26 protein-coding genes are annotated in these 23,012 nt (G+C 60.9%); 13 read left to right on the plus strand and 13 right to left on the minus strand.

Annotation, left to right across the window (positions count from 1 at the left end):
• The first annotated feature begins 257 nt into the window (after positions 1-257).
• The 3 genes from C8N35_RS06600 to C8N35_RS06610 all read left to right on the plus strand — a co-directional run bounded on the left by C8N35_RS06600 (position 258) and on the right by C8N35_RS06610 (position 2,841).
• A complete protein-coding gene (locus tag C8N35_RS06600) occupies positions 258-932 on the plus strand; it encodes a DUF1007 family protein (protein WP_107988739.1) in 675 nt (224 codons plus the stop codon).
• 41 nt (positions 933-973) lie between these two features.
• Entirely contained in the window at positions 974-1,984 is a 1,011-nt protein-coding gene (locus C8N35_RS06605; RefSeq protein ID WP_107988740.1) for a nickel/cobalt transporter, read from the plus strand.
• Between the two features lie 197 nt (positions 1,985-2,181).
• A complete protein-coding gene (locus C8N35_RS06610) occupies positions 2,182-2,841 on the plus strand; it encodes a carbonic anhydrase (protein ID WP_107989131.1) in 660 nt (219 codons plus the stop codon).
• 28 nt (positions 2,842-2,869) lie between these two features.
• On the opposite strand, the gene pqqE is transcribed toward C8N35_RS06610, so the two are convergent.
• The 6 genes from pqqE to C8N35_RS06640 form a co-directional block, all read right to left on the minus strand.
• Positions 2,870-3,952 carry a pyrroloquinoline quinone biosynthesis protein PqqE gene (gene pqqE, locus C8N35_RS06615; RefSeq protein ID WP_107988741.1) on the minus strand — a complete coding sequence of 361 codons (1,083 nt, stop codon included), beginning with the start codon at positions 3,950-3,952 and terminating at the stop codon, positions 2,870-2,872.
• Entirely contained in the window at positions 3,949-4,272 is a 324-nt protein-coding gene (pqqD, locus tag C8N35_RS24165) for a pyrroloquinoline quinone biosynthesis peptide chaperone PqqD (protein ID WP_107988742.1), read from the minus strand. Before pqqD ends, pqqE begins: the two co-directional genes overlap by 4 nt.
• 3 nt (positions 4,273-4,275) lie before the next feature.
• Positions 4,276-5,112, minus strand: a complete 837-nt coding sequence (gene pqqC / locus C8N35_RS06625) for a pyrroloquinoline-quinone synthase PqqC (protein ID WP_107988743.1) — start codon at positions 5,110-5,112, stop codon at positions 4,276-4,278.
• A complete protein-coding gene (gene pqqB / locus C8N35_RS06630; protein ID WP_107988744.1) occupies positions 5,109-6,050 on the minus strand; it encodes a pyrroloquinoline quinone biosynthesis protein PqqB in 942 nt (313 codons plus the stop codon). The genes pqqC and pqqB overlap by 4 nt, the downstream gene beginning before the upstream one ends.
• A gap of 16 nt (positions 6,051-6,066) precedes the next feature.
• Positions 6,067-6,168: a pyrroloquinoline quinone precursor peptide PqqA gene (gene pqqA, locus C8N35_RS06635; RefSeq protein ID WP_107988745.1), complete on the minus strand. Its 102-nt coding sequence runs from the start codon at positions 6,166-6,168 to the stop codon at positions 6,067-6,069.
• A gap of 194 nt (positions 6,169-6,362) precedes the next feature.
• Positions 6,363-7,394, minus strand: a complete 1,032-nt coding sequence (locus tag C8N35_RS06640) for an aspartate-semialdehyde dehydrogenase (RefSeq protein ID WP_107988746.1) — start codon at positions 7,392-7,394, stop codon at positions 6,363-6,365.
• A gap of 506 nt (positions 7,395-7,900) precedes the next feature.
• Between C8N35_RS06640 and C8N35_RS06645 the strand changes: the two genes are divergently transcribed.
• Entirely contained in the window at positions 7,901-9,880 is a 1,980-nt protein-coding gene (locus C8N35_RS06645; protein WP_107988747.1) for a methyl-accepting chemotaxis protein, read from the plus strand.
• 14 nt (positions 9,881-9,894) lie between these two features.
• Here the strand turns inward: C8N35_RS06645 and C8N35_RS06650 are convergent, their stop codons facing one another.
• The 6 genes from C8N35_RS06650 to ftsE all read right to left on the minus strand — a co-directional run bounded on the left by C8N35_RS06650 (position 9,895) and on the right by ftsE (position 14,520).
• Positions 9,895-10,311, minus strand: a complete 417-nt coding sequence (locus tag C8N35_RS06650) for a hypothetical protein (protein WP_107988748.1) — start codon at positions 10,309-10,311, stop codon at positions 9,895-9,897.
• A 113-nt stretch (positions 10,312-10,424) separates the two neighbouring features.
• Positions 10,425-10,802 carry a hypothetical protein gene (locus tag C8N35_RS06655; RefSeq protein ID WP_107988749.1) on the minus strand — a complete coding sequence of 126 codons (378 nt, stop codon included), beginning with the start codon at positions 10,800-10,802 and terminating at the stop codon, positions 10,425-10,427.
• 183 nt (positions 10,803-10,985) lie between these two features.
• A complete protein-coding gene (locus C8N35_RS06660; protein ID WP_107988750.1) occupies positions 10,986-11,765 on the minus strand; it encodes a lysophospholipid acyltransferase family protein in 780 nt (259 codons plus the stop codon).
• A gap of 50 nt (positions 11,766-11,815) precedes the next feature.
• A complete protein-coding gene (locus C8N35_RS06665) occupies positions 11,816-12,553 on the minus strand; it encodes a YdcF family protein (protein WP_210203399.1) in 738 nt (245 codons plus the stop codon).
• Between the two features lie 171 nt (positions 12,554-12,724).
• Positions 12,725-13,852 carry an ABC transporter permease gene (locus C8N35_RS06670; protein ID WP_210203400.1) on the minus strand — a complete coding sequence of 376 codons (1,128 nt, stop codon included), beginning with the start codon at positions 13,850-13,852 and terminating at the stop codon, positions 12,725-12,727.
• An 8-nt stretch (positions 13,853-13,860) separates the two neighbouring features.
• Complete coding sequence (ftsE, locus tag C8N35_RS06675; protein WP_107988751.1) at positions 13,861-14,520, minus strand: cell division ATP-binding protein FtsE; 660 nt, start codon at positions 14,518-14,520, stop codon at positions 13,861-13,863.
• A gap of 345 nt (positions 14,521-14,865) precedes the next feature.
• Here ftsE and C8N35_RS06680 point away from each other — a divergent pair, with 345 nt between their 5' ends.
• From C8N35_RS06680 to C8N35_RS06690, 3 genes are all read left to right on the plus strand, one after another.
• Positions 14,866-15,825: a zinc-ribbon domain-containing protein gene (locus tag C8N35_RS06680; RefSeq protein ID WP_107988752.1), complete on the plus strand. Its 960-nt coding sequence runs from the start codon at positions 14,866-14,868 to the stop codon at positions 15,823-15,825.
• Between the two features lie 15 nt (positions 15,826-15,840).
• Positions 15,841-16,383: a hypoxanthine phosphoribosyltransferase gene (gene hpt, locus C8N35_RS06685; protein WP_107988753.1), complete on the plus strand. Its 543-nt coding sequence runs from the start codon at positions 15,841-15,843 to the stop codon at positions 16,381-16,383.
• A 157-nt stretch (positions 16,384-16,540) separates the two neighbouring features.
• Positions 16,541-16,939, plus strand: a complete 399-nt coding sequence (locus C8N35_RS06690; protein WP_107988754.1) for a response regulator — start codon at positions 16,541-16,543, stop codon at positions 16,937-16,939.
• A gap of 25 nt (positions 16,940-16,964) precedes the next feature.
• On the opposite strand, the gene C8N35_RS06695 is transcribed toward C8N35_RS06690, so the two are convergent.
• Complete coding sequence (locus tag C8N35_RS06695) at positions 16,965-17,939, minus strand: NADPH:quinone oxidoreductase family protein (protein WP_107988755.1); 975 nt, start codon at positions 17,937-17,939, stop codon at positions 16,965-16,967.
• A gap of 156 nt (positions 17,940-18,095) precedes the next feature.
• Between C8N35_RS06695 and C8N35_RS06700 the strand changes: the two genes are divergently transcribed.
• The 6 genes from C8N35_RS06700 (at position 18,096) to C8N35_RS06725 (ending at position 23,007) form a co-directional block, all read left to right on the plus strand.
• Positions 18,096-18,647, plus strand: coding sequence for an RNA methyltransferase (locus C8N35_RS06700; RefSeq protein ID WP_107988756.1), 552 nt, complete (start codon positions 18,096-18,098; stop codon positions 18,645-18,647).
• A 197-nt stretch (positions 18,648-18,844) separates the two neighbouring features.
• Positions 18,845-19,354 carry an invasion associated locus B family protein gene (locus C8N35_RS06705; protein WP_211200023.1) on the plus strand — a complete coding sequence of 170 codons (510 nt, stop codon included), beginning with the start codon at positions 18,845-18,847 and terminating at the stop codon, positions 19,352-19,354.
• A 163-nt stretch (positions 19,355-19,517) separates the two neighbouring features.
• Complete coding sequence (gene rlmN / locus C8N35_RS06710) at positions 19,518-20,798, plus strand: dual-specificity RNA methyltransferase RlmN (RefSeq protein WP_107988757.1); 1,281 nt, start codon at positions 19,518-19,520, stop codon at positions 20,796-20,798.
• A gap of 10 nt (positions 20,799-20,808) precedes the next feature.
• Positions 20,809-21,324, plus strand: a complete 516-nt coding sequence (locus C8N35_RS06715; RefSeq protein WP_107988758.1) for a hypothetical protein — start codon at positions 20,809-20,811, stop codon at positions 21,322-21,324.
• A 98-nt stretch (positions 21,325-21,422) separates the two neighbouring features.
• Complete coding sequence (locus C8N35_RS06720) at positions 21,423-22,400, plus strand: WD40 repeat domain-containing protein (protein WP_107988759.1); 978 nt, start codon at positions 21,423-21,425, stop codon at positions 22,398-22,400.
• 79 nt (positions 22,401-22,479) lie between these two features.
• Positions 22,480-23,007: a DUF2937 family protein gene (locus C8N35_RS06725; protein ID WP_107988760.1), complete on the plus strand. Its 528-nt coding sequence runs from the start codon at positions 22,480-22,482 to the stop codon at positions 23,005-23,007.
• The last annotated feature ends 5 nt before the right edge of the window (positions 23,008-23,012 follow it).

Raw genomic sequence — 23,012 nt, forward strand, 5'->3', positions numbered from 1 at the left:
CCCGTCCATTTTCATTGTATCGAAAATTTATTCCTTGCCCCCTCCGGGGTGATATAACCTGAAGCCATTGAATACCCGGCGGAACAATCGTTCGGGGATGATCTCCGATGGCTTTCGCTAGCGGGTGCAGGGCGGGTGTTGCGAGATCCCGGAAAGTCAGTAGCCAGGTCTTGCTTTTGCCGCGTTCACGCCGCAGGAAGAGGGGGTCAGTGTGGTAGCCGCAACGTTATTCGGCCCAATCTGCAAGAGATCTCATCATGCGGTGTAGCCACCAAGGAATTGCCATCAAGACTATCGTCCTTGGCGTGTCCGCCTGGATTCTCGGCGCGTTGCCCGCAGCGTCGCATCCGCACGTGTTCGTGGAGGCGCGCAGCGAGCTCGTCTTCGACAAGGAAGCCAGACTTGTCAGCATCCGTCATGTCTGGCGCTTCGATCCGGCGTTCACCGCCTTTGCGGTGCAAGGACTGGATGCGAACGGAGATGGTGTACTCACGCACGACGAATTGCAGCCACTTGCCAAGGTGAACGTTGAATCCCTGAAGGAATACGACTTTTTCACCTATTTGAGCGTGGCTCGGAAAGATCAGAAATTCGTCGATCCGTCCGAGTACTGGCTAGATTTTTCCGATGGTCGGCTGACGCTTTTCTACACATTGCCACTTGCGAAACCGGTTGCGGTGGCCGGAAAGAAGACCATTCTCGAGGTCTATGATCCGAGCTATTTCGTCGACTTCTCCATGACCAAGCAAGATCCTTTCGTCCTGAGCGATGCGCCGGCAGGATGTGGATTAAGCACTCATTTCGCCGGAAAGCCCGATCCGGCGCTGGCTGCGGAGTTGGCGCAGATACCGGCCGATGTGCGCGATCTGCCTTCCCAGTTCATGACGGAGACGTCAACATGGAGCAACGAGGCGATCTTGAATTGCCCATGAGCCGATCTTGCACGAAGAGCAGATTGCAACAAGGCGCATGCATGGCTCTGGTCCTGACTGCCTTGGTCATGTCAGCGGAAATCGCGCGGGCCGCAAACTCCCCCTTCGGCGTAGGTCTGCCGGAACCTTCAACCGTTCCCGGAGGCTGGTTTGCCGGCTTTTTCGGTTGGATCGCGAGGAACCAGGCGAACTTCTACAGGTCTCTTACCGCCTCATTGCAGGACCTCAAGACCGACGGGCATGCGGGATGGTGGCTCGCCGGGCTCTCCTTTGCCTACGGTGTCTTCCATGCCGCAGGACCTGGTCACGGCAAGGCGGTGATCTCGACTTATGTTCTTGCCAACCGGCAAACGGTGAAAAAGGCGGTGGTTCTTTCCTTCGCCTCGGCAATGGCTCAGGCGATGACGGCTGTCCTGCTGATCGGCATTGCCGCGGTTGTTCTCAACATGACCTCGATCGCCATCACGAAGACCACCGCGATCTTCGAGGTCGGTTCGTATGCGATGATCACGGCGCTCGGTGCCTGGATGATCTGGACCAAGGCATTTCGGGGCCTCCTGCGAGTGCCGGCCTTTGCCGAACCTGGTCATGACCACCATCACGATCACCAACATGGACATGGCCATCACGGGCACGACCATCACGGGCACGATCATAGTGATGCTCATGGGGCGTGCGGGGGCTGTGGTCATGCCCATGCGCCTGATCCGATCATGTTGGAAAAGCCGATTACCCTGGCGCGCGCTTGGTCGGTGATCCTCGCGGTCGGCCTCAGGCCATGCACCGGTGCGCTTATCGTTTTGGTATTTGCGTTGTCTCAGGGGCTTGTCCTGGCCGGTATCGCTTCCACCTTTGTCATGGCGCTCGGAACCGGGTTGACCGTTTCGGCACTAGCGGTTTTCGCCGTTACGGCCCGGGGCCTTGCGATGCGCTTTGCGGGTGAGGCCAGTCCTCTTGGCCATCGGTTGCACCGGATGGTGGAGATCGGCGGCTCGGTGCTGGTTTTCGCACTGGGCCTCATCCTCCTCATCGCAACTCTCGGTTGGGGGTGAGCGCATTTGCATAAGCTGACTATGGTCAGATGCGGCGCAAGACGATAGAGGACGGACGAGAGGATCTTCTGGGCCTGCGCGTTGTCTCATGCGGCCCGTCGAATGGGGTGATGTCGATGAGCGAAACCAAGAATACCGTCAACAAACCTTCCGCATCCTCCGATGGACGCCATGAGGTGGGGACTGGCCAAGCGCAGATGACTTTTCCTGCAGATCTCCTCAGCGGCTATTCCCGATATCGGAACAAGAGTTTCCTCCCCAACAAGCGCGCGCTTGAGGATCTCGCTATCTACGGTCAGAAGCCGAAAGTGCTGGTGATCGGCTGTTGTGATTCACGTGTAACCCCCGAGGGCATCTTCGATGTTGGGCCGGGTGAGCTTTTCGTGGTGCGCAATGTCGCCAATCTGGTGCCGCCCTACGAGGAGCACGGCGACTATCACGGGACGAGCGCGGCGTTGGAATTCGCTGTTCATGGTCTGAAGGTGGAGCATATCGTCGTGCTTGGCCATGCCCGGTGCGGCGGCATCGCCGCGTTTCGTGCCGAGGACGCAGAGCCGCTCTCTCCGGGTAATTTCATCGGCAAGTGGATCACGCTGCTGCAGCCGGCCGCGCGAACACTTGCCTGCAATCCGGTCGATCATGGGCTGGAGCCGCAGATGGCGATGGAATTCGCCGGTATTCGGCAGTCGCTGAAAAACCTCAGAACTTTTCCGTGGGTTGAAGATCTGGAAACGAAAAACCGGCTCGCGCTGCACGGCGCCTGGTTTGACATTCGCAGTGGTCAACTCAAGCTGATGGATCCAGAAACGGCGCTATTTCACGACGCGGAAACCAATCAGGTTGTGGTGGGCGTCTGATCGGGCCGCGCCCCGTACGATATGTCGCTCAGATCTTTTCGACGGCGCGCGTAATTGCCCGGTGCCGGATTTCTCCCGGCTCCGGCATCTGGCGCAAGGCGCCGTGAAGGGGGGAGTGGATACAGCTCGGATCCGTCGCTGCAGCATCGCCCGTTATGGCAAAGGCCTGACATCTGCACCCGCCGAAATCGACGTCCTTGCGCGCGCATGAGCGGCACGGCTCCGGCATCCACTCGGTGTCGCGGAAGCGATTGAAGCTGTCCGATATCTCCCAAATCTCGCGCAGCGGACGCTCTGTCACACGATCAAAGTCGAGGCCGGCGATTGTCTGTGCCGCGTGGCAGGGCAGCATCATCCCATCCGGTGTTAGAACGAACGCATCGGCCGCCCAGCCGCCCATGCACGGCTTGGGATAGTCCGCGTAGTAGTCCGGCGTGACGAAATCGATGTTGAGACGACCGACGAGGTCTTCGCGAACCCGCTCCACATAGTCCACCTGTCGCATCACTGAATCATAGTCGGGCAACAGATGGGCGCGGTTCAGGTAGGCCCAGCCGTAATACTGGACATTCGCGATCTCCAGACGTTCCGCGTCGAGTTCCAGCGCGAGCGCGACGAAATTCGGAACTTCTCCGATATTGAGGCGATGAATGGGTGCGTTGATCGTCAGCGGCAGGCCCGCCTCGCGTGCCCAGGCGGCGACTGCGCGTTTCTTTTCATGTGCCCCGCGATAACGGCCGACAAGCTCGGTCGTTTCCCGTCGAGCGCCCTGGAAGCTCACCTGGATGTGCTCGAGCCCGGCCTCGCGCAAGGTCGCGATCCGGTCGCGTGTCAGCGTGACGGCGGCGGTGATCAGGTTGGTGTAGACGCCGTGGTCTGAAAGACAGGAGACGAGCGCTTCCAGATCCCGTCGCAGTGTCGGTTCGCCGCCGGAAAGGTGGACCTGGCGCACGCCGAGGTCCGCAGCCTCGACAAAGGCTGTTTGCCATTGGGATGTGGCGAGTTCGCGGTCAGCCTTCATCAGATCAAGCGGATTGGAGCAGTAGCCGCACTGGAGCGGGCAGCGGTGGGTCAACTCCACGAGCATGCCAAGGGGAGGCTGAACCGTCATGAGCGGGCCTTCGAAACGCGATGATCCGTATTCACGTTAATCAGCAGGCGGTCGCTCCAGTCCTGGAGAAAGGCCAAAATGTCGGTTTCGATTTCCTCGACGGGTGCAGCATAGGTGCGGGCAAGTTCAGCGGCGATTTCGGCGACGCTCGACGTGCCGTCGCAGAGCCTGAGGATCGCGGCAGAAATTTCATCCGGCCACAGAACCTTCTCAGGTGCAAGTACGATCGGCGTGCCGCGCAGATCATCGAACCGCAGCCGAACATGTCTCGGCAGACATGGCCGGCATTGCGGCGTGATCGTTATGCGCTCGGGACGCATCGCTCAGCGTTCCTCCGGCCGGAAAGCACCGGGTGGAATGCGCTGGGGTGCGCCATAGGCGTGGTCCAGGGCATCCAGCATGGCCCAGAGCATGTCGCACTTGGCAATGAGTGCGTTGACCGCGTCTGCCTGGCGTTGCGGCGTATCGGCGTGGCGGGTCACGTAGGCGAGGGCGAAATCCGCATCGCGCGGCGCCTGGGTGAGGCGTGGGGTAAAATAGGCGAGTGTCTCCTCGGTGATGTAGTCGTAACGGGCGAGCATTGCCGGTACGCGTTGGGCAATCGCCGCTCCAGAGAACATCTCCGTCAACGAAGAGGCGACCGCGACCAGCATCGAGTGCCTGGTGACAAGGTCGATATAGGAGGCAACCGCATAGCGGGTCGCGGGCAGGGCATAGCGGGTCGAGACCACCATTTGCGTGCCGAGCCCAAGGCCTTCGGCCAACTTGATCCACCGTCGGATGCCGCCTTCGGAACCCGCGTCATCACCGTCGTGGTCAACGATGCGCTTGCGCCATTCGCGACGGAAGGCGGGATCGTCCGAACGCGCCAGAATGAGCGCGTCCTTTTTCGGGATGACAGCCTGGTAGCAGTAGCGATTGAGGGCCCATGCCTGCATCTGGGCGAACGAGAGCTCGCCGACGTTCATGCGCTGATGGAACGGGTGCAGCACATGGTAGCGCGCGGCCCCTACGCTTCGCAGAACCTGTTCCAGTTCCTGCGGCGACAGAGGGCGGTCGCGGCTGTTTGGGGGAAGGAACTCGCGGGCGGGGCCTGGGTCGTACGCCGCGCCATCGGGTTCGGGCAAAACGCAGTTCCAAGCTTCGGCGAGGGCGGTCATAGCTCGATCTCCATCCCGTCGTATCCGATCTCCCATCCTGCTTGCCTGACCGCGCATTCTGCGGCCGAGCCCGGTTCGAGGATCGGGTTTGTCGTATTGATATGGACGTAAATCCGACGCCCGACCGCAACGCCACGAAGCGCATTGAGTGAACCGCTTGCGCCGGAAATCGACATATGGCCCATGCGCGCGCCGGTCTTCTCGCCGACGCCTGCCAATCGCATTTCATCATCCTCGAAGACGGTGCCGTCGAACATGAGACAGCTGGCATCTCGTATCCGCTGGGACAAGTCGTCGCTTATCCGGGCGCAGCCGGGGACGTAGAGCAAGGTCTTGCCGCCCGCGCCGTTCGTCGCCGAGGGCCGGATGGCCACGCCGATCGTATCTCCCGATTCGGACCCGAAACCTTTTTTGCCCGTATCTTCCAGAAACAGCGCGATTTTCCCCGGGACTGGAAAAGTCTCCACCTTCATTCCGAGCAGGCCATCGGGGCCAGCAAGCTCGGTCGTGCCGCCCAGGGGCAGTTCGCGGCGGACGACGATCGCGGGATCGAGAACGCGGAAGATACTGTTTGCCTCAAGCGTCTCCAGGACGCGCGCCGTCGCGTAAAGGGTAAATGGCTGGCGTTCGCGCAGCGAAAGCAGACCCGCGATGTGGTCGACATCGGCGTTTGTCAGCACGACGGCAGCTATCGGTGTCTGGCGCGGCTCGCCGTCCGGGTCGGGTTGCAGGACAGTATTGGCAGCGATCTGGCTGCGGATGTCCGGCGATGCGTTGAAGACGGCCCAGCTCTTGCCGTCCGCACTGGTGGCGATGCTCGATTGCGTTCGAGCGAGAAGACCGGGCCGGCCTTGGCGAACGGCCCGGCTCAACGCCGCGTTGCAGTTCCATTGCGGAAATCCGCCGCCTGCGGCGGAGCCGAGAACCCGGGCTTTCACGGCTCTTCGTCCGCTCTTATTTCTTGCGGCCGCAAGTGCCGATTTCGGCGGGCATGTAGCGTGTGACCTCAAAACCGGCTTCGACGCTTGTCATGGTCGGCTTTTTCCAAGTCTTCATTTCGCTTCCTCCTGTTTGGCTGCGAAAGGCAGCAAGTCAGAGCCTAGCGAAGACAAGGGCGGGAAAAATAGTACTTTGGTGCCAGTCGAGCTTACCGTAAGCCAGACTGGCACCAAGATATTGAAAATACGAAAGCAAAAAACAGACCTTACAGTAACGCCGATAGACGCTTGCAATCGGCCACTGCAAGAGTATCAGGCCGCGTTCTGCTTTTTCAGCAGGCCGCGATTGACCAGAACTTCCGCGATCTGAACGGCGTTGAGCGCGGCGCCCTTGCGCAGGTTGTCCGAGACAACCCAGAGATTCAGGCCGTTTTCAACGGTTGCGTCCTCGCGGATGCGCGAAATGTAGGTCGCGTCCTCGCCGGTCGCCTCGTAAGGCGTGACGTAGCCGCCGTCCTCCTGCTTGTCGACGACAAGGCAGCCGGGAGCCTCACGCAGGATCTCGCGCGCCTCGGAGGCGCTCAGGGGCTTCTCGAACTCCAGGTTGACCGCCTCGGCATGGCTGACGAAAACCGGCACCCGCACCGCCGTACAGGTCAACTTGATCGCAGGATCGAGGATCTTCTTGGTTTCGGCCAGGACTTTCCATTCCTCCTTGGTGTAGCCGTCTTCCATGAAGACGTCGATGTGCGGGATCACGTTAAAGGCGATCCGCTTGGTGAACTTGCTGGGTTCGATCGGGTCATTGACGAAGATTGCGCGGGTCTGGTCGAAAAGTTCGTCCATCGCATCCTTGCCGGCGCCGGAAACCGACTGATAGGTGGAGACGACGACGCGCTTGATAGTGGCGGCGTCGTGGAGAGGCTTCAGGGCGACGACCAGCTGTGCGGTGGAGCAGTTCGGGTTGGCGATGATGTTCTTCTTGTTGAAGCCGACGATCGCGTCCGCATTCACTTCCGGAACGATCAGCGGTACGTCGGCGTCGTAGCGCCAGGCTGACGAATTGTCGATGACGACACAACCTTGGGCGCCAATCTTCGGGGCCCATTCCTTGGCAACGGAGCCGCCGGCGGACATCAGACAGATATCCGTGCCCTTGAAATCGTAGTTCTCCAGCGCCTTGACCTTCAAGGTCTTGTCGCCAAAGGAGACTTCCGTGCCCTGCGAGCGTCGGGAGGCGAGGGCGACGACTTCGTCTACATCGAACTGGCGCTCGGCGAGAATAGCCAGAATTTCGCGTCCGACGTTGCCTGTCGCGCCGACTACGGCGACCTTGTAACCCATGCTGATGCGTCCTTCCTGAGATTTGATAGGAACCGTCAGATCTTGCGGTTCCGATGCCGTTTTCTCTCCCCTGAAAGCCGCGACCCGACAGGTCGGCCGGCTCATCTCGCCCCTCGACCCCGGGGAGCGCGGGACGAGCGGCACCGTCAGACGGTCGTCGTGGCGGTCGTTTTCGTCGTTTTGGAGAGGGCAACACGGAGGCCGCCGCGCGCAGCGCGGCAGGTAATGTCGATCGCAGAGTGGGCGTCGGGGCGCAGCATCATCATTGCGAAATGAACCGTGTTTCCTGTGGCGTTCTCATGACCGCAATCCCGCGAAAAGTCAACTGCACCATTTGCCCTGCTGGCATTTGTGAGGGTGCTTGGACCGACTGCTCGTTAGTATTATAGTTTAGATGTATTTCACTAGCAAAGTAAATTGGTTGTTTAATTTTCTAATATAAGGTATTTTTTCATTTATCTATCTCATATCTATTCCGTGAAAAATGAGATGGGCAGTGACTTGGTATGTTTTATTCGATCTTCTCGCGTGTTTCCGACATAAAGATTGGCACGCGTGTGCATGCGCTTGCGACACTCTCCGTCATCGCAGCCATCGTCTTGGTTGCCGTTTATTTTGCGGGAGACCGACTGGTGGCGCGTGAGGTGTCGAGGCAACTCGAATTCGCTCATCTTGCTCAACTCTCCCAGGAGCTTCGAACCGGAACACTGCAAATGCGGCGCAGGGAAAAGGACTTTCTTCTGCGTAAGGACATGAAATATGCCGAAGCCTACCAGGATGAGGTCTCTGCGGTCAGAAAGACGATCGGCGATATCGCCGCGCTTCCTGTGGCGGTTTCCATCGAGGCTCAACTCAAGGCGCTCGACGCCGGCATCGAAAGACTGAATAACCAATTCGGGTTGGTCTCTGAAAGTTACACGAAGCTTGGGCTGAATGAGGACGAAGGCTTGCAGGGTCGGCTGCGTGCTGCCGTTCATGCGGTTGAGCAGGCCATTGATACGGCCAATCTCGATGTGCTCACCGTCAAGATGCTGATGATGCGGCGGCACGAAAAGGATTTCATGCTGCGCGGCAACGACAAGTATATCAGCCGCATAGATGAGCGTAGGCGCGAGTTTGACGCCCTGTTGAAGACGGCGCCGCTGCCCGATCCGGTGAAGACGGAATTGACCCGTCAGATGGACGAATATCAGAGCGGCTTCCACGAATATGCAGAAACTTCCAAGAAACTTGAGGCCAATATTGAGGTCCTTAGTACGATCTTTGGCGCCTTGAGGCCGGATTTCGATGTTGTCTTTGCAGCTGCGGCCGCAGGGAGCCAGGCGGCAGAAGCCGAACTGACCAAAACGCGGGGGTGGACCCGGCAAATGTTCGTATACTCCGCCGTGTCGGTCTTTCTGATGGCTTGCGCCCTGGGCTATGTGATCGGTCGGAGCATTACCGGGCCGGTGCGTGGCCTGACATCCGCCATGCGCGTGCTCGCGGACGGGGATACGTCGGTAGACGTTCCAAATACCGCGAATTCCAACGAGATCGGCGACATGGCGCGCGCGGTTGAAGTCTTCAAGGCCAACGCCGTCAGAAACAGGGAACTTGTCGCCGAACAAGCGCTGCAGGACGAGCGTGCGCGCGCGCAGAAGCGATCACTGATGCAAAATCTCGCAGATTCCTTCAGTGAAAGCGTCAGACAGATCGTTGGTACGGTCTCCTCTGCATCGACCCAGCTCAATGGCATGGCCACCCAGGTTTACGGCTCTTCGCAGAATACCAATGAGCAAGCCAATTCGGTCGCCGCAGCCGCCGAGCAGGTGGCGGCCAACGTTCAAACGGTGGCAAGCGCCACGGAGGAAATGTCGGTATCGGTCGCCGAAATCAATAGGCAGGTCGCCCGCGCTTCGAGCGTTTCCGGCCGTGCCGCAGCGGCGGTCGGCAAGACGACGGAACAGATGCAGGCGCTTGCCGCAATGACGGACCGGATTGGAGAAGTGGTGTCGATGATTTCCGACATTGCATCCCAAACCAACCTGTTGGCGCTGAATGCGACGATTGAATCCGCACGTGCAGGAGAAGTCGGAAAGGGCTTTGCGGTCGTGGCGGGTGAGGTCAAGCAGCTCGCCGGTCAGACATCAAGCGCGACGGAGAATATCGCGAAGCTGATTGAGGAAATTCAACAGGGAACAAATGCGGCGGCGTCGGGGATCGGCGAAATCGGTTCGGTCATAGATGAACTGGAGACGCTCTCCGGTGCGATAGCGGCCGCAATGGAAGAGCAGGGCGCGACCACCCAGGAAGTTGCGCGCAACATTTCCGAAGCGGCCGCCGGTACCCAATCGGTTTCCAGCAATATCGTGATCGTCTCGGAGGCTTCGCGGGATACAAACGCGGCTTCAACCCAGGTGCAGTCCTCCGCAGAGGAACTCTCGACGCAAGCCGAGCGCCTGCGCGGCGAGGTTGATCGCTTTCTTGAGACAATCCGCGCTGCCTGACGATGGCGGCGCGCCTACTGGGCTCGCCTGTAAACGGCGGTGTCGATCGGACTGGTGTCGTCGGGCAGATGAACGGTCTGAGTTATGGTCATCGTCCGACCGTCGTCGGAAATCTTGCGAGCCGCTGTCATCAATGCGGCGCCGCCTCGGCGCGCCTCGGAAACGAGAGCACCGTCAGGACGGAAATAGAGCACCATCGCATCGACAAGACCGCTCTCTTCGAGTTTTACCGGCTTGCCGTCCGGCACTCCCTTGAGTTCGGCTTCTGTCGTTTCTCCCTTGGCATCCAGCGCCAGCATGTGAAATACGAGCCGTTGCCCTTCCGTGTCGATCCGGCAGCTTCCCGCCTGAGGAGGCGCGCTCTGCTCGAAGTCGCTAGCCTCGACATCGAGAATCCAGGTGCCAAGAAAGGGTTCTATCGGATCGGACATGAGATTGGCTCCGGGCTGAAGACGCGGTTGTGATCGTCGCATGGGCGGACGGCACCGCTTAACCCAGGCAGGCCTTGAACGAAACCTCTAATGCGTTGGAGAAGGCAGCCTGATCATTCAGCCGCGGCGCGTGGCGGGCGGCGTGGTATCACTGTTTCCACCTCGTTGCGCAGATCGCGTATGACCTGCCGGCGGCTGTCGGCATCGCGCGCCAAAAGATGGACAAGGGTATGGAGGCGGTGCGGTTTGCGGCCGAGCGACGAACCGTGCAGAAAGCCCTGGGCATCGACCTCGCCGATCCAGAAGATACGGTCATGACGGGGGCTGGCGGCGGTCATCACGGCAACCGCGCCGGGATAATCGCGCAGGCCGTCCTCCGGAACCGAGGTGAAAAGATACCTCTTGCCGGAAGCTCCATGAAGATAGGTGTAGGTTTCGACCAGCCCCAGTGCCTCGGCGGCACGCGGAGCATCGTGTTCGATGCGACCCATGGTTCCCATCATGTCCCCGAAAAGAGAACAAATTATGAACGCGTGAAGGTGGTCGTCAAGCGTTATCCACTAGTTGACCACAACATGTCCACATTACTTGGGATCTGGGCAGAGCGAAGGCAAGGCCGGGAATCGTGATTAGAATCACGCTTTTGCGCGTTACCGCCTGGCGTGCGGTTTCTTTCAGTGCTTTCCACGTTCGGCAATGCGCGCGGCGATGGCGCGCGCGCCCGGTGGCGGGTTGTCCGCCTTCGCGGCCTCCAGAAGGAGAGTGTCGGTCGCTTCTTCCAGCGATCCTTGCAACGCAGAGACGAAATTCTCGCCCGGCAGACCGGGAGCGATAGGTGGCCGTATGTCAATGACCACGGTCCCGGGATAGCGCTTGAAGGTGCGTCGAGGCCAGAACAGGCCAGAGTTGAGCGCAACGGGCAATACCGGGCATTTCAGTTCGCGATAGATATGGACGATGCCGAACTTGTAATTGGGTTCGGCGCCGGCCGGACGCCGGGTCCCCTCCGGGAATATGAGGATCTGCCGCCCTTCGGCGATCGCCTCGCGCGCGTCGGCGGTCATGGCACGCAGCGCCGCCGACCGCTTGCCGCGGTTAACCGGGATCATCTTCATCTTCATCGTGTACCAGCCAAAGATAGGCAGCCACGTCAGCTCGCGCTTGAGGATGAAGGTGGGGTCGGGGAAAAGGGTGAGGAGGGCGAAGGTTTCCCAAACCGACTGGTGCTTCGCCGCCACGATGAACCCGCCATCGGGAATGTTCTCGCGGCCACGGACCTCGATCTTGATGCCCGCGATCACGCGCAGCATCCACAGGCTGGCACGGGCCCATAGCACGATCAATGGCCAGCCAACCCTGCGCGGCAGAAAGAACGCCGGAGCGTAAACGACCAGCGCGACGACGATGTAGAGATAGAAGCAGATATTGAACAGCGCGGAGCGCAATAGCACCATTGGAAGCGGTCTCGGGCTGGGCCAGGTATCCCGTCGCTACGGGGCCGGCATCAAGGCTTGGCGGTCGATGCCGACGTGGCGGACATATCGCTGCGTGCCGGCGGTTCGACACCTGCGCGCAGCCACGCGACGATATACTTCACATACTCTCGCATGAGAAGCTTCATGGTCTCAGGCTTCAAATACCAGTGCGGGAGGTTGAGGTCGGCGGCGAAGACGGGGTAGGGCAGAAAACGCATGTGCGGCATGGCCGAGCGCAATTCCAGAATGCCCCTGGGCATGTGGTAGGCGCTGGTCACGACGATCAAAGACTTGTAGCCGTGCTTTTCCGCCCATTTGCGGCTTTCGGTGGCGTTGCCGATCGTGTCCTTGGCGCGCCGGTCCAGATCGACGCAGCAGTCGAAGATGTCCTTGCCGCTTTCGGTGAGTTTCATGATCTGGCGCGGAGTCGTGGCGGGATGCACGCCGGAGATCAGCAATCGCCTGGCGCGGCCTGCCTCCAGAAGTTCGAGAGCCCCCGATACGCGCTCCCTGCCGCCGGTCAACACGACAATACCGTCGGCGGTCACCTTGGGATCCGCGACGAATGAAGCAACGTGAATGGCGAACAGGATGTATCCGCCGGCAAACAGGCCAACCGCCGTCCCCGCCAGTGCCACAAGGGCAAAAGCGATTTTCCGGCCACGCTTGTGCCGGCGATCTGTTGCGTTGAGCTTGGACATGTCCGGGGGCGAGAGCAGCGTTTCATCTCCACGTGAACGGAGCTCGGTCTGGGTGATTCCGATCATGCTAACAATATCTGGCCCAGACGGGGCGAATCTGCGGCAAGAAGACCTGCAACAGCGCTCCAGTCCACGCTGCCGGACAATCTTGTCTCGACGCAACCCGGGCTACTGTCGGCGAGATCCCGGCATCCCGGGGGCCCCCGTACAAATGATCAAGCCTGAGCGTGTATCATTCTATTCCATGTGCATCAGATGATTGTGCACCGCGATGCGTGAGGTCAAGGCGGTTAGCAACGCCACAAGGACGACGACACCGGCAACCCCCAGATAACCGGTGAGGCCGATATCGGCGCCGCCGACCAGCGCCGCCACCTGATCGGCCCCGGCAAATCCCGTGTCGCGGGCCGTCATGAGATTGAAGACAAGGAAAGTCGCCGCAGCCGCGCCACCGCCTGCGAACCCGCCCTTCAGGCCGAGCCAAAGGAAGTGACGCTCGAATTCCCGAGCGATGAAACTGTTCTCCGCGCCAACCAGATGAAGAACTTCCACGACTTCGCGATTGCCGGCCATGGCGGCACGGGTCGCGAAGACAACGCTCAGCATCATCGCGGTCAGCATCAGGATCAGGATAACGATGCCGCCGTAGACGACGGCGCCGGCCATCGAGGCGAGGCGCTCGGTCCAGACCGAATGGTCGTCCAGGCTTCCCCCCTTGATGTCGGAGGCAACCGCGTCGCGCAGGCCGCGAAAATCGACGATCTCGGGCTTGGTGAGTTCCACGACGACAAGCCGTGGAACCGGAAGCGACTTGAGGTCAAGCCCCGAACCGAGCCACGGTTGCAAAAGAGCGCGGGTTTCCTGGTCGGACAGTGCGCGCACCTCGCCCACTCCCTGAAATTCCTGGGCAAGCGCGATCGCCTTGTCGATTTCACGCACCATGTCGACGCCGTCTATCGGCTTGATCTGGATCGTCACCTCGCGCACCAGATCGTTCTGCCAGTCATGCGCGGCATCGCTGACCAGCGTTACGCCACCGACGGTCAGGCAGGCGAGAAACGCCATAATGGCGACGACGAGCGTCAATGCGCGGCCCGCGACCGATTGTTGCGGAACGATAGCCGCTGGAGGCCGGATGCCTGGCCGGCCCGTCTTGCCCTGGCCACGCCTCACTGGCTTCTTGCGCTTCGTGCCAGTCGGGCTCGGCCGACCCTTTCTGCCTTCATCCATACCGCGCGTTCCGGTGTCGCCGGACCCATGCGGGCTCGACTTGGTTGCGGTGGGGCCAGGCTCGCGCGCGGCGCGGGCATCGTCGCGGCCGGCCGGCGTGGGCTTTTGAGGCTGTCTGGTCGGTGCCTTGCTCATACGCGGCATCATTCGTAAATGGTCAGGCGGCCATCGGCCAGCACGAGGCGGCGGGCGTCGATCTGCTCCATCAAGGAGAAGTCGTGGGTGGCGATGATCACCGATGTCCCCAGCCGGTTGAGTTCGATGAAGAGCCGCAACAAGCGGCGTGCCAGCGGCGGATCGACATTGCCAGTGGGTTCGTCGGCGAGCAGCACTTCCGGTTTCGTGATGAGCGCGCGGGCGATGGCGGCACGTTGCTTCTCCCCGCCCGACAAGACCTGAGGCTGAACGTGCATGCGTTCTCCAAGCCCCACCCATTTCAGCAATTCTATCACATCCGCGCGATATTGGGCTTCTTCCCGTCCCAGAACGCGCAATGGAAGCGCCACGTTCTCATAGGTCGTCAGGTGATCCAGAAGACGAAAATCCTGAAACACGACCCCGATGCGGCGACGAACGGCAGGCAGCTCGCGTTGCGAGATGGTGGCCGTGTCCTTGCCAAACGCCTTGATCAGACCGCGGGTGGGCTTGAGCGCCATGAACAGGAGGCGCATCAGGCTTGTCTTGCCCGCACCGGAAGGGCCCGTCAGGAATTGAAAGGACTGTGGCTCGATCCTGAAACTGATGTCGCGCAAGACCTCGGGTCCCATCCCGTAACGTAGTCCCACGTTCTCGAACCGGATCATGAGCGCGTCCCTTCTGACATCGCGGCGCCGCAGGCGCGCGTGACAGCAGGCCGCGAGACTACTGATATGGGGAATTCACAAAGGAACGCGACGTCATACATGCTATTGTTCGCCAGACGGGGTTCTCGGGCTTTCACAGTTCACAAGCGTGTGGTCGTTCGTGCCGGAAAAATCATCAACAAGCAAATTCCGTGCGGGCAACCCGGTTAACGTTTCATTAAAGATATCCGCGTCCCCTGTCGTGCGCGATTTCGCATACCGGGCACGTCGTGGCTCCGGCGGCGGGAAGTTGCGTGAAACGCCTGAAATCGGGCGCCCCAACGCGGATGCGGGAGTGATTCGGACGTGAAGATCGTCTGTCCGAACTGCAGCACAACCTACGAGGTCGGAGCAACCAACATTGCGCCGGGCGGTCGGGATGTGCGCTGTTCTCGCTGCGGCAACACCTGGCGTATCGATCCTGAAACAATCCTCGATGACCAGGATGAAGACGCTGAATCCTGGAACAGTGAAGACCAGGGTGCCGTCTCCCTCGATCCCGAAGCGGACGCTCGCGACGACGACGGAGACCGTACCGAAAGCGACGACGACGGCGAACAGGAAGAACTCGACAACGATCCCAACTGGGCTTTTGCCGGCGCGGAGGAAGAGGCGGAGGAGGATCTTGCTTCTGATACGGCTGCCGAGGAGGACGATTGGGAAAGCGCGATCGCGGCGAACCCGGTCCTTGAGGGTGAACGGGACGGGGAGGACGACGAGGAACCGATCGATGGCGCCGAGTCGGAGATTGGAGGGGAGCCCAGGGCGCGGGGACGCAGGAAGGGACCGCGCGCGGAAGCACGCTACCGGGTCTCGCCGCAAATGCGCGCGGCCATGGGTCTCGTTCTGTTTGCCGGTTCGATCGTCCTTTCGGTGGCCATGATCATGCTTCGAGAACCGGTCGTGCGTGCTGCTCCGAATCTCGCAGACCTTTATGCCTCCGTCGGTCTCGACGTGAATTTGCGCGGACTGGAGTTCCGCGATCTGCGCACCTTCCGCGAATACGAGAAGGGGGCGCCCATGCTCATAGTGGAAGGCACTGTCGAAAATATCCGTAATACGTCCGCGCATGTCCCGGCAATCCGGCTGGCGCTGAGAAGCAGCGATGCGCAGGAGATCTACGCCTGGACGGTGGAACCGCGGCAGCTCTGGCTGCGCGCCGGCCAGACCTTGCGTTTCAGCACGAGGTTGGCCTCTCCGCCCGATATTGCTTCCGACGTTCTTCTTCGTTTCACCGACCGCACCAAGCGCCAGACAGATATCTGAGAACCGAACCCGCACATGACGACCAATCAAGAAATCGCGGTCCTTTATGACGAGGACGCCATTGCCGAACGAGTGGATGCCATCGCGCACGCCATAGCGGCTGCAAAACCACAACGTTTGCTCGTCGTCGCCGTTCTCAAGGGAAGCTTCGTGTTCGCAGCCGACCTGATTCGTGCGATGCATCGGGCCGGTCTCGCCCCGGAGATGGAGTTCATCCATCTGTCGAGTTATGGTGCCGGAACCAAGTCTTCCGGCACGGTCGAGATCCTTCGCGATATCGAAAGCGACGTGTCGGGTCGTGACGTTCTTCTGGTTGACGATATCCTTGAGTCCGGACGCACGCTTTCCTACGCACGGGACCTTATCGCCTCGCGCGGGGCGATGTCAGTCGCCATCGCGGCGCTTCTCGACAAGCCTGGCCATCGGGTGGCCGATCTCCAGGCGGACTATGTCGGGTTCACCTGCCCCGACAAGTTCGTTGTCGGCTACGGAATGGATGCGGCACATGCCTTCCGGCAGCTTCCATATATCGGCTGTCTGGCGGAGGCTGAGCAGTAAGCCTCAAAATTGCCTTGACTGGCGCCGATCCTTTCGAATCGGCGCAATAACACGATGGAAAGAAATACTGGGGCATTCTGTTTCGCGTGAACGGATAACAGTAGCTCCAGACGTTCCGACGCCGGCCAGGATCGGCGTACCGGACAGGAGGTTGAGGATGGCACGGATACTGGTGACCGAGGACGACGATGCGGTCCGCTCCTTCGTGAAGCGGGCACTCGAACTCGACGGCCATACGGTGGAAATTGCCGAAGACGGCGCACAGGCCGTCGACGTCATCAAGCAGGCCGGTGGCGACTTCGATCTGCTGCTTTCCGACATCAAGATGCCGGTGATGGACGGGATCGCGCTGGCGCTTGTCGTCGCCCGCGACTGGCCATCATTGCGCATTCTGTTGATGACCGGATTCGCCGATCAACGCGAACGAGCTCACAATCTCGAAGCTCTGGTCCATGACGTGGTGACCAAGCCATTTTCGCTGGCAGACATCCGCCGCGCCGTTTCGCTGGCTCTGGCTGGCGTGATTGATGATGATCGCAGCAAACTCTACGCCTGATATCTAAGCTCCGTGACGGTCTGTCTCACGGTTCGATGATGACCTTGCCGCGCGCTCGGCGCTCTGCGAGCTCGCCCAATGCCTGTGCCGTTTGTTCGAGCGGATAGACGGCATGGATATGGGGCTTGAGCTTGCCATCCGCGACCCAGTCCAGAAGCTGGGTTACGTCTGCCCAGTGTTCCTCCGGTTCGCGCACGATCGCTTCGCCCCAGAAGACACCGCGAACGTCACACCCCTTCAAGAGAACAAGATTGAGCGGAATTTTCGGGATCGCCCCCGATGCGAAACCGATGACGAGATAACGCCCGCGCCAGGCGGTCGCTCTCAGCGCCTGTTCGGCATAGTCACCGCCAACCGGGTCATAAACCACATCGACGCCGTTTCCATCCGTCAACGCCTTGAGCCTGAGCTTCAGGTCTTCCTCGGCGTAGTTGACCGTTTCCCTCGCGCCGAAGCGCCTGGCGAATTCGAGCTTTTCCGATGAGGAAGCGCAGGCGATGACGCGGGCGCCCAGAAGCGTTGCGATTTCAACCGCCGCCTGACCGACGCCCCCTGAAGCTCCCAGCACGGCGACTGTTTCGCCGTCGCGCAATTGCGCTCGTCCGCGCAGCGCATGCAGCGTCGTTCCGTAGGTGACGAGGATCCCGGCCGCGACCTGGAACGAGACGCCCTGCGGCATAGCAATGACGTCGTCCTGGCTGACGACGACCTTTTCGCGGCAGCCGCCGAAGCGGGTATAGGCAACGACCCGGTCCCCCGGGCTCACGCGCGTGACGCCATCGCCGACCGCAATGACCACCCCGGCCAGTTCCGCGCCGGGCGAAAACGGCATTTCGGGTCGGACCTGGTAACGTCCCTCGATGATGAGCGTATCGAAGAAATTCAGCGCCGCCGCCCTGACCTCCACCAGAACCTCTCCCGGTCCTGCCCCGGGATCGGGGAGATTTTCGACGACAAGCGCTTCTGGCGGCCCGTAGGCCTTGCAGAGAACGGCCTTCATTTGTGTTTCAGCCCGTTATTCGGTAGATCCCCCTCCGCTGGTATCATGGGGCCGGCGATAATGGAAGATTTCGTTAACCATATCGGGCCGCCCAGAGGCCGCAAATGCCGGCCTGCCAATAGGGCACAATGCTGGATTGAACCGGGAAGTATTTGTATGCGCGGTTATTTCGCGATCGGAATTGAGGGTGTCTCCAAGGTAATGAACCTGGGAAACCTGATACGCACCGCGCATGGGTTCGGGGCCGCCTTCGTCTTTACGGTTGATGCGGACAAGCGTCTCGGGCGTGTGCCGCCGTCCGACACGTCACGTACGCCCGATCACACGCCGTATTATGCGTGGAAATCGATCGAGGACATGCAGCTTCCCGGTGGTTGCAAACTGGTCGGGATCGAATTGACGGACGATGCTGTCGACCTGCCGAGTTTCGGGCATCCGCTCAAGGCGGCGTATGTTCTGGGGCCGGAGCGCGGATCGCTTTCTCCCGAAATGCTCGCGCAATGCGACCACGTGATCCGCATCCCGACCGGTTTCTGCATCAATGTGGCGACCGCGGGGGCGATCGTCATGTATGACAGGGTGCGGACCATGGGACGTTTCGCCGAACGTCCGCTTGTCGGCGGTGCTCCGCGCGCGGAGTTGGTGGAGCATGTTCACGGTGGTCCGATCACGCGCACCGGCAAGAAGCGACGGACGCTCGACGGCTGAGTTGCTCGAAAGTCACACTCTTGCCAGAATTCTCGGGCCAGCGTGGCGCGAACCCACCGAAACGGTCCGTACCTCCGGCGAGGAGGGCCAAAGAAAAGGTCAACCCTTTCGTAACCCAAGTTCGGGTAACCTTTGATTGAGGTTTACGACCGATGAAATCGGCCGGCCCGATTTTAATCAAGATAAGCGGTTTGGAGATGATGCAAGCACGTATGCTGGCTACGGCCATTCTGGCCCTCGCTCTCTCGGGCGCTGCCGCGAACGCGCAGTCCCCCTCCCTCCTGAGCACGTTCAACGACTGGGCCGCATATGCCCATGCGGGACAGAAGGGCAAGGTCTGCTACGCCCTGTCGAAACCCACCGACATGCAGCCCGCAGACCGCAACCACGGTGAAGTCTTCTTCTTCGTTTCGACGCGGCCTGGTGAGAATGTCCGCGACGAACCGAGCTTCCTGGTCGGGTATCCGTTCAAGGAAGGATCGTCCGTAGCGGTGGATATCGACGGCACCAAGTTCGCAATGTTCACCAAGGGCGACGGTTCCTGGGTGGAGAACGCCGCGGAGGAGCAGCGTCTGGTAACGGCCATGAAGGCCGGTCATTCGATGAAGCTCTCCGGCGTGTCGTCACGCAATACCAACACCTCCTACACAGTGTCCCTGTCGGGGGTGACGGCGGCCATCAACGCTGCGGACAAGGCCTGCCAGTAGGCTGGCCGAACAGCGCGTTCGTGGGGTGCGGGACTCGCATCCGCGGCAAAAAACGATATATAGAGAAAACCGGCTCGGGGCGGTGACGGACAGTCGCCGCCCCTTTGCCATGCGGCCGATTCACCACGTATCCAACAAGTAGCGGATTTCAAAGAGAGAACCGATGGCGGTATCCCTCGATCTGACCCAGACGCGACCAGCTGGCAGGACCATAACGGCGCGACCGCCCGTTGTTGCATCCGCAGGCGCGAAACCCTCGCTTCTCGGCATGTCGCGGCGCGAACTGGCTGAGGCGGTCTTGAGTATTGGCGTGCCGGACAAGCAGGTCCGCATGCGCGTCTCCCAGCTCTGGCACTGGATCTACGTGCGTGGCTTCACCGATTTCGACCGGATGACGAATGTGTCGAAGGAGCTGCGCCAAAGGCTCGATGACGCCTTCACGCTGGCGCGTCCGGAATTGGTGCTGGAACAGATCTCGGTCGACGGTACGCGCAAGTGGCTGATGCGCTTTCCTTCCCGGGGCGCCGGCAAGCCGGTGGAGATCGAAACCGTCTACATCCCCGAAGAGGGGCGCGGCACGCTGTGTATCTCCTCCCAGGTCGGCTGCACGCTCACCTGCTCCTTCTGTCACACCGGCACACAGAAGCTGGTGCGCAATCTGACATCGGAAGAGATCATCGCCCAGATCATGGTCGCGCGCGATCGGCTAGGCGATTTCCCAGAAGCCGACACGCCTCAAGGCGCGATCGTGCCGGGTGAGGGGCGCCTGATATCAAATGTCGTCATGATGGGCATGGGCGAACCCCTCTACAATTTCGAGGAAGTGAAGAAGGCGCTCCTGATCGCCTCCGACGGCGAGGGGCTGAGCCTTTCGAAGCGGCGGATCACGCTTTCGACCTCCGGTGTGGTGCCGATGATCGAAAAGGCAGGCAGCGAAATCGGCTGCATGCTGGCGATTTCTCTTCATGCTGTACGCGACGAACTGCGCAACGAACTCGTGCCCATCAACAAGAAGTATCCGCTGAAGGAGCTTCTCGATGCGTGCCGGGCTTATCCGGGCCTGTCCAACGCCAAGCGCATCACGTTCGAGTACGTCATGCTGAAGGGCGTCAACGATTCGCTTGCCGACGCCAAGGAGCTGGTGAAGCTCCTGAAGGGCATTCCGGCCAAGATCAATCTCATTCCGTTCAATCCCTGGCCGGGGTCTCCCTACGATTGTTCCGATTGGGAGCAGATCGAGATTTTCGCCGATTATGTGAACCGGGCGGGCTACGCCTCGCCAATCCGCACGCCACGCGGCCGTGACATCTTCGCAGCCTGCGGCCAGCTGAAGAGCGAGTCGGAACGGCTGAAACGGAGCGAGCGTGAAAAGCTGGAGGCCGCACAGGTAACGGCGGGCGAACAACCAGTCGAGCCCTCTCCGGCTGCTCCGGCCGGAAGCTGACGGCGGCTGCATGGACGCTTTCCACGTCTTCGGCAGGCTCTTCGCCATTGTTTTTGCCTTTTGCCTAGCTTCGGTTGCGGCAAGCTTCTTCCTTGCCTTCGCCGTACCGGGCTGGGTGCCGGCGGCTTGGGTCTTCGATCATTGGCAGGTCGGCCACGATCTTTTCGTCTATGACTACCAGGCGTCGGGCCAGTTCGCCGATCTCGCCGATATGGTCACCCGTCTCGTCGTTGCGACTGTCGGCGCGAGCATCATTGGCGGACTGGCCTTCGTACCCGCAGCGCTCGCGATCCTGGTGGCCGAAATCCTCAGGCTTCGTTCCATCCTCTACCATGTGCTTGTGGGCGGTTTGATCGCGATAGCGCTTCTGGTCGCCACCCGGGTGCCAGAGGCCGGTTCCACGCGACTGCCGCCGGACTGGAACCTCTTTCTCGCCGCCGGCTTTGTCGGGGGCTTCGTTTATTGGCTGATCGCAGGCCGTGGTTCCGGTATCGCAAAACCGAGTGCGTCAGGCCCCGACGCATAATCCGACGAGATCGCCGCAGCGGTTCTGCCGGCTTGCTCTAATCCGCAGAGACTGCTAGCCCGATTTTACCCCTTTTTCCGACATCGTTCCGATCAGCCATGCCCACAATCGCACCCCAGTCTTTCTCCGCTTTCGTTGTTTCCGCCGGCTTTCTTGGCGATATCGCCTATTTCGCGCTTGGAGACGGCGCTGTTCACCTGATCGGGCCGGAGCCGAAGGTTGTCCAGGCGCACAAGGGATCTGTCCTTGCCGCCAGTCTCGCACGCGAAGGGCAGAGCCTGGTCACGTCCGGGGATGACGGCCGCGTGGTGCGGATCGCCGCCGACGGAACGCTGGACGTTCTGGCCGAGCTGCCTCGCAAATGGATCGATATCCTCGCCACGGGGCCCGATGGCGCGATTGCCTTCGCCAGCGGACGGGCCGCGTGGACCCGCGATCGCAACGGGGTGGAAAAGGAATTCGCCATCGAAAGGGCTGTGGGCGGACTGGCCTTCGCGCCGAAGGGGATGCGGCTCGCCATGGCGCGCTACGGCGGGGCCACGCTCTATTGGGTCAATACAGCCGGCACGCCGGTGGAGCTGACTTGGGCCGGCGCTCACAATGCCGTGATCTGGTCGCCGGACGGAAAGTATGTCGTGACCTCGATGCAGGAGAATGCCCTGCACGGCTGGCGGCTTTCCGACGGCCAGGACATGCGCATGACCGGCTATCCGACCAAGGTGAAGTCGATGTCCTGGACTGCACGGGGCAAGTATCTGGCAACGTCGGGTGCTGCGGCTGCGATCCTGTGGCCTTTCGCGGGCAAGTCCGGGCCGATGGGGCAGGAGCCGCTGCAGCTTGGTGCGCGCGGCGAAGACGCGTTGGTCACCATGGTTGCATGCCATCCCGAGGAAGAGGCAATCGCGATAGGCTATCAGGACGGACTGGTGCTCGTCAGCCGTTTCCAGGATGGGGCGGAGCGTGTTTTGCGCCGTCCGGGCGAGGGGGCGATTTCCGCGCTTTCGTGGAGCGCGGAAGGGATGAAGCTCGCCTTTGGAACCGAGGAGGGGGCCGGCGGCGTTATCGCCTTGCCCTGAGAAAGATTGGCAATGCCCTGAAAGAGACACGCCTCAACGGGTCTTGAAAGGTGGCGAGGGCAGGCCGGGGAGGGGCCTCATGATCGTTCGCACCGTTACACTGGCTATTGCGCTCGTGATGGGGACACTTACGTCCCAGTTTCCTGAATTCGCCCAGCAGTACCGCCAGAGACTGGCCGGTGCGATCGACGCACTTGGCGAAGTCGTCGCCGATTTCCGCCGAGATGCCGAGGCCGAGAACCTCTCTCCTCAGGAGGCAATTGCCCGGCTCGAATCGAGTGGAGACAGTTTTGCGCGGCGGCGGGCCGCAAGCATGGAGCGGACCATAACGCGGCTCGACCGCCTCATCGCCCAATGGCGTGCGATGGAACGGGGCGGTCCCTTTGCGCGCCTGAACGCCTTGGTCGGGGAGGCGGATCCCGATCTCGTGCGGGCCACCGCGAGCGATTTCGAGCCGGCTGTCCCGGTTACCATTGAGGGTCTTGTTTCGGCGCTCGTGGGACTGCTTGTCGGTCTATTTGGTACGCGCGCAACCGTTGCTGGCAGCCGGGGCATCCGCAAGCGCATGAGGCGTCGCCGCGCCTTGAGAAGCACGAATGTGCCTTAGCGCGG

The sequence above is a fragment of the Breoghania corrubedonensis genome, from assembly GCF_003053845.1.
GTDB lineage: Bacteria > Pseudomonadota > Alphaproteobacteria > Rhizobiales > Stappiaceae > Breoghania > Breoghania corrubedonensis.

Bases quoted from the DNA above. Each gene is read 5' to 3' on its own strand.
- C8N35_RS06600 (WP_107988739.1), top strand. From the start codon at position 258: ATGCGGTGTAGCCACCAAGGAATTGCCATCAAGACTATCGTCCTTGGC.
- C8N35_RS06605 (WP_107988740.1), top strand. From the start codon at position 974: ATGGCTCTGGTCCTGACTGCCTTGGTCATGTCAGCGGAAATCGCGCGG.
- C8N35_RS06610 (WP_107989131.1), top strand. From the start codon at position 2,182: ATGACTTTTCCTGCAGATCTCCTCAGCGGCTATTCCCGATATCGGAAC.
- pqqE (WP_107988741.1), bottom strand. From the start codon at position 3,952: ATGACGGTTCAGCCTCCCCTTGGCATGCTCGTGGAGTTGACCCACCGC.
- pqqD (WP_107988742.1), bottom strand. From the start codon at position 4,272: ATGCGTCCCGAGCGCATAACGATCACGCCGCAATGCCGGCCATGTCTG.
- pqqC (WP_107988743.1), bottom strand. From the start codon at position 5,112: ATGACCGCCCTCGCCGAAGCTTGGAACTGCGTTTTGCCCGAACCCGAT.
- pqqA (WP_107988745.1), bottom strand. From the start codon at position 6,168: ATGAAGACTTGGAAAAAGCCGACCATGACAAGCGTCGAAGCCGGTTTT.
- C8N35_RS06640 (WP_107988746.1), bottom strand. From the start codon at position 7,394: ATGGGTTACAAGGTCGCCGTAGTCGGCGCGACAGGCAACGTCGGACGC.
- C8N35_RS06645 (WP_107988747.1), top strand. From the start codon at position 7,901: ATGTTTTATTCGATCTTCTCGCGTGTTTCCGACATAAAGATTGGCACG.
- C8N35_RS06650 (WP_107988748.1), bottom strand. From the start codon at position 10,311: ATGTCCGATCCGATAGAACCCTTTCTTGGCACCTGGATTCTCGATGTC.
- C8N35_RS06655 (WP_107988749.1), bottom strand. From the start codon at position 10,802: ATGGGTCGCATCGAACACGATGCTCCGCGTGCCGCCGAGGCACTGGGG.
- C8N35_RS06660 (WP_107988750.1), bottom strand. From the start codon at position 11,765: ATGGTGCTATTGCGCTCCGCGCTGTTCAATATCTGCTTCTATCTCTAC.
- C8N35_RS06665 (WP_210203399.1), bottom strand. From the start codon at position 12,553: ATGATCGGAATCACCCAGACCGAGCTCCGTTCACGTGGAGATGAAACG.
- C8N35_RS06670 (WP_210203400.1), bottom strand. From the start codon at position 13,852: ATGAGCAAGGCACCGACCAGACAGCCTCAAAAGCCCACGCCGGCCGGC.
- ftsE (WP_107988751.1), bottom strand. From the start codon at position 14,520: ATGATCCGGTTCGAGAACGTGGGACTACGTTACGGGATGGGACCCGAG.
- hpt (WP_107988753.1), top strand. From the start codon at position 15,841: ATGACGACCAATCAAGAAATCGCGGTCCTTTATGACGAGGACGCCATT.
- C8N35_RS06690 (WP_107988754.1), top strand. From the start codon at position 16,541: ATGGCACGGATACTGGTGACCGAGGACGACGATGCGGTCCGCTCCTTC.
- C8N35_RS06695 (WP_107988755.1), bottom strand. From the start codon at position 17,939: ATGAAGGCCGTTCTCTGCAAGGCCTACGGGCCGCCAGAAGCGCTTGTC.
- C8N35_RS06700 (WP_107988756.1), top strand. From the start codon at position 18,096: ATGCGCGGTTATTTCGCGATCGGAATTGAGGGTGTCTCCAAGGTAATG.
- C8N35_RS06705 (WP_211200023.1), top strand. From the start codon at position 18,845: ATGATGCAAGCACGTATGCTGGCTACGGCCATTCTGGCCCTCGCTCTC.
- rlmN (WP_107988757.1), top strand. From the start codon at position 19,518: ATGGCGGTATCCCTCGATCTGACCCAGACGCGACCAGCTGGCAGGACC.
- C8N35_RS06715 (WP_107988758.1), top strand. From the start codon at position 20,809: ATGGACGCTTTCCACGTCTTCGGCAGGCTCTTCGCCATTGTTTTTGCC.
- C8N35_RS06720 (WP_107988759.1), top strand. From the start codon at position 21,423: ATGCCCACAATCGCACCCCAGTCTTTCTCCGCTTTCGTTGTTTCCGCC.
- C8N35_RS06725 (WP_107988760.1), top strand. From the start codon at position 22,480: ATGATCGTTCGCACCGTTACACTGGCTATTGCGCTCGTGATGGGGACA.